General features: G+C 60.2%; 6 protein-coding genes. 3 read left to right on the top strand and 3 right to left on the bottom strand.

Translation table 11 applies throughout. The annotated features are described in order from the left end of the window. Positions 1-463: 463 nt before the first annotated feature. A complete protein-coding gene (locus INT40_RS20040) occupies positions 464-1,831 on the bottom strand; it encodes a copper amine oxidase (RefSeq protein ID WP_193071080.1) in 1,368 nt (455 codons plus the stop codon). A gap of 192 nt (positions 1,832-2,023) precedes the next feature. Beyond that, complete coding sequence (locus tag INT40_RS20045) at positions 2,024-3,595, bottom strand: choice-of-anchor G family protein (protein ID WP_193096847.1); 1,572 nt, start codon at positions 3,593-3,595, stop codon at positions 2,024-2,026. 550 nt (positions 3,596-4,145) lie between these two features. Between INT40_RS20045 and INT40_RS20050 the strand changes: the two genes are divergently transcribed. Then, positions 4,146-5,369 carry a PucR family transcriptional regulator gene (locus INT40_RS20050; RefSeq protein ID WP_226831714.1) on the top strand — a complete coding sequence of 408 codons (1,224 nt, stop codon included), beginning with the start codon at positions 4,146-4,148 and terminating at the stop codon, positions 5,367-5,369. Positions 5,370-5,381: 12 nt separating this feature from the next. Here INT40_RS20050 and INT40_RS20055 read toward each other — a convergent pair whose 3' ends face one another. After that, positions 5,382-6,362, bottom strand: a complete 981-nt coding sequence (locus tag INT40_RS20055) for a DUF2332 domain-containing protein (RefSeq protein WP_193096848.1) — start codon at positions 6,360-6,362, stop codon at positions 5,382-5,384. A 235-nt stretch (positions 6,363-6,597) separates the two neighbouring features. On the opposite strand from INT40_RS20055, the gene INT40_RS20060 reads away from it, so the two are divergent. Together INT40_RS20060 and INT40_RS20065 are read left to right on the top strand one after the other, a co-directional pair. Further along, complete coding sequence (locus INT40_RS20060) at positions 6,598-7,965, top strand: MFS transporter (protein ID WP_226831715.1); 1,368 nt, start codon at positions 6,598-6,600, stop codon at positions 7,963-7,965. A gap of 106 nt (positions 7,966-8,071) precedes the next feature. Beyond that, the gene (locus tag INT40_RS20065) at positions 8,072-9,493 is read left to right on the top strand and encodes an FAD-binding oxidoreductase (protein ID WP_101572185.1); all 1,422 of its coding nucleotides are present in this window, start codon (positions 8,072-8,074) and stop codon (positions 9,491-9,493) included. Positions 9,494-9,805: the final 312 nt, after the last annotated feature.

Here is a 9,805-nt window from a genome sequence, read left to right on the forward strand (position 1 = left end):
CGCTCCATAGCGCGAGAATCATGGGCGCGAGCCACACCATGAAAAATCGAGGCTAGTTGTCGGATGGGCGTGAGTGAGGGGTCCGGCTTCATCCATCTGATCCATCCCGATCGCAGGGAGCTGGAGGAGGCCACTGGCGCAGCACACTTGCGCAGCGCATGAAGAGCTCGTCGAGATCGGGCAATTTAGCCAATCTAATATTTTAGATACACGACTGTAGTCGCCCTATAAAAGCCTCTACATGCGCGGGGAGTTGGCTTATTCGCATGGGCCGCAGCTGTTCCGTTCTGAGAAAGGTTAGCGCGATCGGCAAATAGCCAAAATGGCGAATCGACAATATTGGATTATCGATACCTAAATAAAAATTTACGTGCCGATTTGGTTTTCAAATGCAAGTTTATAGGAAACTATTTCAAGCATGATCTATTGAATAATATAAATACTACTTATGAGCGATAGCTGATCAATTCGTCGGTTCCTGATTCCATTCGGAGTCGGGAACACCATTCACTTCTTCATGCCCTTTGGGAACGTCGAATCGTTGAGCGGTGAGATCACGAGGGAGCAGCTTGAATCCCTGCCAGTGCATCTCCATGGGCGACTGCTCTTCATCACGGGGGACATGGTGGAATCCGACAGCGACCCATGACACGACGTCGTCGAGCTTTTGACCCTTGCCGTCGTCGACGAACTCAGGAACTCCACGGCCGCAGTCACCGCGATTTTTCGTCGCATACTGTTCGCATTCGTTGAAGTTCGTGAAGCCGACGTCGTACCCGGGCTCTTCCTCGTGGGAGTGGGTATGTTCAACGTCATCGACGAACTCGAATGAGTCCGACTTTCCGGTGTCGATCTCATAGGAGATGGGATGCCCGTCGTCGTTGAGCGCCGCGGGGTTGAGGACTCGCCACCACCGGCGGTCCTTCCACCGTGCAAGGGCAGGGTGCTCGATATCCTTCAGCTTCCCCTTCATGATCGGTGATTCCGGTCCGGACTTGCCCGTCGGGTTGGCGTCGAACTGCTGCGCCTTCATTCCGCCTTCGCCTCCGAGCCCCCAGCGGACCTTCCAGACGGCGTTATGCGAATGACTCGCCGCATGTTCGTCATGTCCGACGTCCGAACCGTGATCCTCATCCGTGTAGTCGACAGGCGATAGGTCACCGGTTGCGCCGAGCTGCACATCGATGGATCCATCAGAGCCGAATGTGTACTGAGAGACGTACTCATACCAGCCCACCCGAGACACCGTTGACAGTCGCAAAGCGTTCTTTCGGGCGGAGGCCGGTGCTACGAGATCACTCGAATGATAGGCGAGTCCGTCGTCGATGACCTCGGTGCACAGGACGTTGCGGGTCTCGGTCTCCCCGTACTTGCCGTCGCCGATCTTCGGGATCTCCATCGAGTTCAGGTCTCCCGCGCAGGCATCGGACTGCAGCGTCTTCATCTTGCGGCCGCCGAAGCCGGCCGCAGTGATATCGGATGTGTTGCGCTTTCCGGTGTCATACGGGACTTCCAGCTGGGCGATGGAGGCAGAATCGATGATCCTGATCGGGTCTTTGCCGGGTGGCGCGATAAAGACTTCGGAAAGAGAGAGACCGAAATCGGGATGGACTCCCCAGCACATCGTCCAGGTCGCTCCGCTGGACAGAGTCTGCGAGACCTTCTTCGCGGGTTTCTTGCAGGTGCTGGAGGCGACTGCTGAGGACTCCGCGGTCTTCGCATCTTCGGGTGAGGCGTCACCTCGAGTGCACGCCGAGACGAAGAGGATCAGACATAGCCCTCCTGCCACGATCTGCAACAGACGTTTGTTCGTGTAGGCATGTCTTCTCACAGTTGCTCAGTTCGTCTTTCCCGGCGGCATCTCATGGACAGATAGGGGTGGTGGCGGCACCTGAAATGTGTCGCCACCACCCGGGTGCTCATCTCGCGATGAGCCTCATACGTTCCTTGTGTTCATGAACGCATGTACTGCATCTGCGTCGACTGCGATGCCTGGCATCGCGATCAGCAGCTGTCGAAGGTGTCACAAGCCTGGGAACAGGTTGCGTGGGTCGAACATCGATGTGCCGCTGTGTGGCTCCACCGGTCCCGGCTTCGCGGCGTCTGCCGACTTGCCGCAGGGATCGGTGCGAACTCCAGCGTTACCGAAGCCCATCCGTGACTTGCCACCTGCAACGCCGAGGCTCAGCGCAGAGACGTCCATTCCGCTGACGACCTTCTTGCCGTCTGCAGTCTCGCACTCAGTTTTCTCCTGGTGGTTGATCTGCAGCGAGACGAGGTTATCTGCCAGCAGTTTGAGGAACGGATCAACTGCCGCGCGGATTGGGGCCGTCATCATGTCGGTCTTGATCGTGGTGAACGCCTTGTACAGCAGGCCGGCCGGGTCTGCGAGCTTGTCATGGATCGGGCCTAGGACGGTCTCCATCGAGTTCATCACGGTGTCGATCGTCGTGCAGGATACGGCGCCCGTCGCACCGGAAGGTTTGCAGTCGTAGTTGCTGACCTTTCCGGTGAGGTCCATGTCCCATCCAGCGGTGGTTCCGTCGAGAGCAGTGATATCAACGTTCACGTTCGCACTGCGCAGCGATTCGATCGCTGTGTCCACTGCGACGTCGATGACCTTCTCGATGGCATCGTGGATGCTGCTGGCGATGAGCGGGTATGTCTCATCGTCGATCAGCTCTGAGTTCGGATCCTGGTTGTTGATTCCGACTGGACGATCGGTCACACCGTCGTCGTTGCCGCCGAGGCGGGCGAGGTCGACCTCGACTGAACCCTTTCCAAGGTCGATCGTGGCGAGTCCGTCATCGGTCTTGATCGGTTCACGCAGAATTGCATCGAGTACGTCATCCTGGATGTCGGAGGTGACGGTCGTGTCGACCTTCATCCCCGGAAGGGCTTTGCCGAGGCCGAGCGCGTCGTTGACCCTGTCGGCGACTTCGTCTTCCATCTGACCTGCAGCGTCGGACACGCCGTCGCCGGCGTCCTCGATGGCTGGGGAATGGAGGTTGAGCTTTGCGTCGCCGACGCGGTACTGGCCGATTCCGCCGACACCGTCCGGATCCTGGAATTCGCCGTCAACTGCTTCGACCCAGGCGCCGCCGAGGCCGAAGTTCAGGTCTGCTTGGTCGATGAGTCCGTCGGTGACATCAGATTTTCCAGTGGCGTCGACCAGCGACAGGAGGTCGACGTTGGCGGTACCGAACTCGTTGTCTTTACCATCGAGCGTGAGTCCACCATCGGCGCCGACGATTCCGGTGACGGCCTTGCCATTCTTGGAGTCGGCAGCGGTCGATTCGCTGTGGATAGCGCCGGCTTCACCGAAGCTGAGGAAATCATCGAGCGGAATCTCGTAGCCTGCACCGAAGTCGACGACTTCGTCGTCGCCGATGGCGCCGTTGAATGCTTCGCGGTTGGGACCCGGATCCGATTTGGATGCGGCCGTGGACTTACCCAGTGCGACGAGTTCTTTCGAGTCCAGGGTCATGCCTGCGACACTGGCTCCAGCTTTTGTCGGCTCGTCGGCGTGGACGTTGAGGCCCTGTGCCGATACCGCGGTCGACGCCAGCAGTGTGCCCGCAACTCCGATGGCCATGCCAGGCAGAATTCGCCTGAGAACCATCTTTCTCTTTCGATGACCACTGTGGGGACGTGATTGCACGTGGTGAGACACGAATTTACCTCCAAAGTACCGCTCGTTGGTTGGCCCGCTCATTCAGATGTCGGCATATGCACCAACGAGCGTTGCCCACAGGACATCCTTGCGAAGCACTCAGGCCGTGTCCAGGGATTTTGAGAGTTTTTTGAAACTTTGACATGAAGAACAAGCTAGTTTGTAATCTGGAACAATTGTTGGATACCGGTGGCCGATCTGAATTTCTGCGTCATACTCGATCTGGTTCCATTGATATAGCCGCAGCGCGGGAGGTTTTTTCATGCTCACCCTTCCGGCGTTTTCGCGAACCTGTGCAAATGTGTGCACTGATGAGTTCTGTGCTCATGTGAAATCAAGATGATTTGTCATTTGAGTGAATGTGGAGGTGGCCATGGATGATGCGTGCATGACTAGCTTGAAACTTGTACTATCGGTACACATCGGTTGGACGCGAGGTTGAGGAATGGGTACAGGGTTGCACCTTTCAGAGATGAGCCGGCCGGCGGGGGCGCTGACGATGTCTGATGCCAACCAACTCGTGAATTGGGCCGAGACTCAGATGCCGCGCATCGTCGGAGATGCCTATGACAGGATTCTCGAGCGAATTCCACTCTACGAGCGCTCAGAGCCGCATCTTCAGGCGGAGCTTCATCAGTCGATCGAGGACAATCTGAGGGCCGCGGTCAGCGCGATGAACCAGTGTCACGACACGTTGCAGCTGAGCACGCCGCATGAGACGGGCAGGCGTCGGGCTCAGCAGGGGATCCCTCTGGCCGAGATCTTGCAGGCGAACCATTTCAGCTTCGGCGTTCTCTGGGATGCGTTGGTCGAGGCGGCGAGACCAGGAGGCGATTGCGAAGCTCCGGAAGCCATCTTCGCGGTGGCGACGTGGCTGTGGTCAGTCGCGGACGCGCACGCGGTGGCATTGACTGAATCGTATAGGGCAGCATCGGCTGAGCTTCTCGCCGAGGAGGGGCGCCGACGTGCGGCGTTGGTTGAGTCGCTGCTCGCAGGACGGCCGAGTCCGGATTGCAGCTCGTGGGAGATGGCGACCTTGCTCGGTCTGGCTCCGGATGCGGATCTCATCGTGGTTGCGGTTGACAACCGCAACCCGGCAGGCGGAGGTCTGGGCGACCTGGAACAGAAGTTTGCGGACCAGGGGATCGTCTCGGGGTGGCAGCTGACGCCGACGCTGCAGCTCGGGGTTGTGTCATTCCACTCCGAGCAGCACGAAGTTGCCTTGGGCGTTCTGAGAACTATTGCGGCACGTGCAGGAGTGAGCCCGCCATATAGGGTGTTGGCTGAAACTTCGCGGGCCCTGCAGCTGGCACGCACGGCTCTGTCGACATTGCGCCCAGGTCAGACCGAGGTGTGTGAGTTCAACTCGAGTCCTTTGGCGGCGCTCCTCGCGTGTGAGCCGAATGAGGGGCGGCGGCTGGCCTATGAGGTGCTCAGAGGAGTCTTGGAACTGCCTGCCGCAGATCGGTCGTTGATACTCGACACGCTTGTTGCCTATTTCGACAATGAGGGCTCGGCCGAGCGCGCCGCCGAACAGCTGTACTGCCACTCCAACACGGTCCGCTATCGACTCCGCCGTGTGCACGAACTCACGGGACGCTCGCTGAAAGATCCGCTGAGCTTGGCCGAGCTCGTCAGCGCGGTGTTTTCGCTGCGGATGTGCAAGCTCTATACGGCTAACTCGTCGATTGCCTGAATAGCAACGTCGTCAATCCAATCCCTCGAAGCTCTGCCCGTGTGGTCCGGTCAGTGCAATTACCCGTCCATCGACAGCGAGCACGAACCGTCCGTCCTTTTCGCGATCAACCTGAGCTCCGATCTCCGGCAGCACTCCGCCTCCCTCATTGCTGATCCACACGACGTCATCACGCGATCGCATGAGGACGGCGAAGCGTTCGCGTTCGGCCGGTTCGACATAGGCAAGCACCGCGCTGTGGAATACGACTTTCTGCGTTTGCGCGGGAGCCTCAGACAGCACGGAATCGACGGTCTCGAGCAGATCGCCCGGGACCAGCCTCGGCGGCTCAGCGGACACAATGGAGGCCGCGGCACTCAGGCGATCCCGGCGCAGCTCGTGCTCCGGCCAGATCAGCGAGCGCAGCCATTCCTGCTGGTCACCGTCGGTGATGTCGATGGGATTGAGATCGATTCCGGTTCGCCAGGCAACCTCGGGGATCCGGTCGGGTGGAGGTGCATTCGTCAGTTCGCAGGCGAGTGCGACCGTGCTCGGGCCATCTTTGGGGTGGAGGGTCACCGGCCCTGACTCTGTGGTGTACGTGTAGCTGTAGCGATCGGGATACAGGCACAGGCCCGCCGAGGCGCCGACCTCGATGAGTGAGATCGGGCGCTCAATCTGAGCCAGCGCCGGCAGGAGCACGGCACAGCGTCCGGCCTCGTTCGTCTGCGTCGACCGCGCGAGCATCAGATCCCGGGTCATCTCCCAGTGCTCCAGCAGCCAGGTTCGCAGAGCTGCGTAGTCACCTTCACCGGCGCCGAGGTGGCGGGCAGCTGCGAAGAGGAGGTTGGCCTGGCGCTTCGGCTTGGGCAGATCGGGGAGGTGCTTGATGACCTCGTCGTCCTGAGCCACACCCGAGGCCCAGGCGGCGTAGATCGGTGAGGTGTCGGTCGCCTCGAGCTGGGCGAACTTGCGGTAGTACTCACGCAGGGAATCGGCGTCGAGCTCGGTCATCGGCTGCATCGTTGCCTTCCTGTGGTCGTGGCTCCAGCGTAGACCCTGGCCCTGACGCGAACTCCGGCACCACCTCGGCGACGGTCGGCATTCGGACGGACAAAGGCGGCACCCAGTCCCGGTATTCGGTACAAATCGAGCGAAGTATAGGAACGCAGGCAGTGCTGACGTAATGTTTTCGGCGTAGTGTGCCGAGGGCCGTCATCGGCGACTCAGACTGATCAAGGGAGATCACATGTCATCCGAGGTGAACCCACCTGTGAGCCAGCAGCCGCCGAGCGATTCAGCAATGGAGAAGCGGACCCTGCGAAAGGTCATTCTTCGGCTGATCCCATTCATCATCGCGATGTACTTCATCAACTACCTCGACCGCACCAATCTCGGTATCGCGGGCCCCGGCGGAATGAACGAAGACCTCGCGATGACGGCCACTCAGTTCGGGTTCGCCGCCGGCATCTTCTTCTTCGGCTACCTCCTCCTCGAAGTGCCCTCGAATCTTGCTCTGCACAAATTCGGCGCACGGATCTGGCTCGCCCGCATTCTCATCAGTTGGGGCATCGTGGCAGCGGCGATGGCATTCGTGCCCAGCCACGGGTGGCTCTACTTCCTGCGCTTCCTCCTGGGCGTCGCCGAGGCGGGATTCTTCCCGGGCATCATCCTCTACCTCACATATTGGTTCCCCTCATCCATGCGAGCCCGGGCCACCGCGCTGTTCATGCTCGCGATCCCACTCTCCAGCGTCGTCGGTTCACCGCTGTCCTCGTGGCTGATCTCCGGCGGCGACTCGCTCTTTGCCAATTTCGCCGGCTGGCGCTTCATGTTCATCATCGAAGGTGTGCCCGCGATCCTGCTCGGCATCATGTGCATCTTCTACCTCACCGACCACCCCCGAAACGCCAAGTGGCTGTCTCCGGAGGAGCGGAACTGGCTCCAGTCGACGATGGACGCCGAAGAGAAGGGCAAGGCCGACTCGTTCCACTACCCGGTCCGCCGGTCGCTGCTCCAGCCGCGAGTGTGGGCACTGTCCTTCGTCTACTTCGGCATGGTCTACGGCCTCTACGCGATGAGCTTCTTCCTGCCGACCATCATCTCCGGCTTCCAGGAGACCTTCGGCGTCGAGTATTCGATCGTCGAGATCGGCTTCATCACCGCGATTCCCTATGTCTTCGGTGCCTTCGCCATGTACTTCTGGTCCCGTCACGGAGACAAGACCAACGAGCGAGTGTGGCACGTTGCGATTCCGCTCTTCATCGGCGGCGTCACGATCCCTATTGCTCTGTACCTGAGTTCGCCGTTCACCACGATGATCGCTGTGACCATCACCTGCATGGCCATCTGTGCGGCCCTTCCGACCTTCTGGCCGCTGCCGCAGACCTTCCTCGCCGGAGCCGGAGCTGCCGCGGGGCTCGCGCTGATCAATTCGCTGGGCAACTCCGCCGGATTCTTCGCGCCCTACATCACCGGCGGACTCGCCGAGCTCACCGGAACCCAGAACGCGGGCATGTGGGTCGTCGGTACAGCCATGGTCGCAGCCGGAGTCGTCACCCTCGTTCTCAAGGCCGCACCCGCGCCCGATAAGGTGAATCCGGAGATGACGACGTAGCCTCGCACGTGGCCCGACCCGGGCCCCGGTCGGGAATTGCGTCGTCACAGATGAGAATCGCCGAGGCGGTCGTGACCGTCCCGACATTTCCGTTCGGAAGGATGTCATGACAGCACAGAACCAGACCACGGTGGGACCGGCCGAACTCGATGCGCTCGCGGCCCGGCTGGGTGATGGGGCGCTGACGACGGATCCCGACGTCATCGAAGCTCACGCTCGTGATGAAGCTCTGTTCTGCCCTCACGAAGGGGCGATCGCTCTGGTCAGGGCCACGTCGGCGGCCGATGTCCAAGAAGTCATGCGCTTCGCCACCGAGCACGGCGTGCCGGTCGTTCCGCAGGGTGCGCGGTCGGGGATCTCTGGAGGCGCGAACGGCTCACCAGGAGCGATCCTGCTCAACGTCTCCCGGATGAAGGACGTCCTCAGCGTCAATGAGGCCGAAAGACTTGTCACCGTCCAGCCTGGCATCATCAACCAGGACCTCAAGGATCATCTGGCTCCCTTCGGTCTGTCCTATCCACCCGATCCTGGCTCGGTCGCGCTGTCATCGATCGGCGGCAACATCGCCACCAACGCTGGTGGCCTGTGCTGTGTGAAATACGGTGTGACCAGGGACTACGTGCGCAGCCTCACCGTTGTCTTGGCCGATGGCACGCTGACGAAGTTGGGCCCGCAGACGGCGAAAAGTGTGGCCGGCCTCGACATGCGCCATCTGTTCGTCGGCTCCGAGGGCACGCTGGGCATCGTCGTCGAGGCGACCCTGCGCCTGATCCCGAAGCTGCCGGATCCATTCACCGCCGTCGCAACGTTCCCCGACGAACGCTCGGGCCTGCAGACGGTTGCGGACTTCATGGCTGCCGGTGGAGTGCCGAGCCTGATGGAGTTCCTCGACTCGTCCAGCCTGAAGATGCTCAACGAGTTCGGAGATTTCGGCCTCGACGGTGACGCGGGGGCGATGCTGATCATGCAGGTCGACCAGAATCCTGCGGATTCGCAGGAAGTCATGGCCCAATTCGCCGAGGTGGCCGAGGCCTGCGGTGCACTCGACGTCGCGTACTCCGACGATCCGAGCGATTCGGCCGCGCTCATTGCCGCACGACGGATGATCCAACCCGCCTACGAGAAGTTCGCCAACAGTCATGGGGGAGGCCAGCTGCTCGACGATGTGTGCCTTCCTCGGGTGGCGATGCCCGAGTTCTGCGACCGGTTGAAGGAGCTGCAGGAGTCTTCGGGCCTGATGATTGCCCTGGTGGCCCATGCTGGTGACGGCAATACGCACCCCTCGGTATTCTTCGACGCAAGTGATGAGGAGCAGACCGCACGGGCGCAGGAGATCTTCGGCGAGATCATGCGCATCGGTCTGGAGCTGGGCGGCACGATCACTGGTGAACATGGCGTGGGCTTCCTCAAACGTGATTGGCTCAACAACGAGCTTGATGAGGGCTCGAGGCGGATCCAGATCGCTGTGAAGAATGCTCTTGACCCGCGGGGGATCCTCAACCCAGGGAAGATGCTCAGCGCGATCTGAGGTGCGAGTCCTCGCTTGGGACGATTGGCGTGTGACTGTGAGAGCCGCGACATTGTGAACGCACAGTGTCGCGGCTCTTTTTGTGTTCAGTGTTTGTGTGTGACGGATTTCCTCGTCATGTTCCTACGACCAGACACCTATCACCGTTCCATTCACTGACCTGGGACGTGACGAGCTCCTCGAGGCCCTCGAGCATCAATTGATGCAACAGTCAAAGAAGAAACGAAAGAAAATCGAAACTCAAGGGTCAAAACGGACGAACTGGGTGTATAGTTAGAGGAAGAGCAACGACGATGTTGGCGAATGGACTTC

The organism is Brevibacterium sp. FME17 (assembly GCF_014897515.1).
In the GTDB taxonomy this organism is placed as follows: Bacteria; Actinomycetota; Actinomycetes; order Actinomycetales; family Brevibacteriaceae; genus Brevibacterium.

What these genes read in the sequence shown, in the direction of transcription:
- INT40_RS20045 (WP_193096847.1), bottom strand. Translation starts at nt 3,595, where the DNA reads ATGGCCATCGGAGTTGCGGGCACACTGCTGGCGTCGACCGCGGTATCG.
- INT40_RS20055 (WP_193096848.1), bottom strand. Translation starts at nt 6,362, where the DNA reads ATGACCGAGCTCGACGCCGATTCCCTGCGTGAGTACTACCGCAAGTTC.
- INT40_RS20060 (WP_226831715.1), top strand. Translation starts at nt 6,598, where the DNA reads ATGTCATCCGAGGTGAACCCACCTGTGAGCCAGCAGCCGCCGAGCGAT.
- INT40_RS20065 (WP_101572185.1), top strand. Translation starts at nt 8,072, where the DNA reads ATGACAGCACAGAACCAGACCACGGTGGGACCGGCCGAACTCGATGCG.
- INT40_RS20050 (WP_226831714.1), top strand. Translation starts at nt 4,146, where the DNA reads ATGAGCCGGCCGGCGGGGGCGCTGACGATGTCTGATGCCAACCAACTC.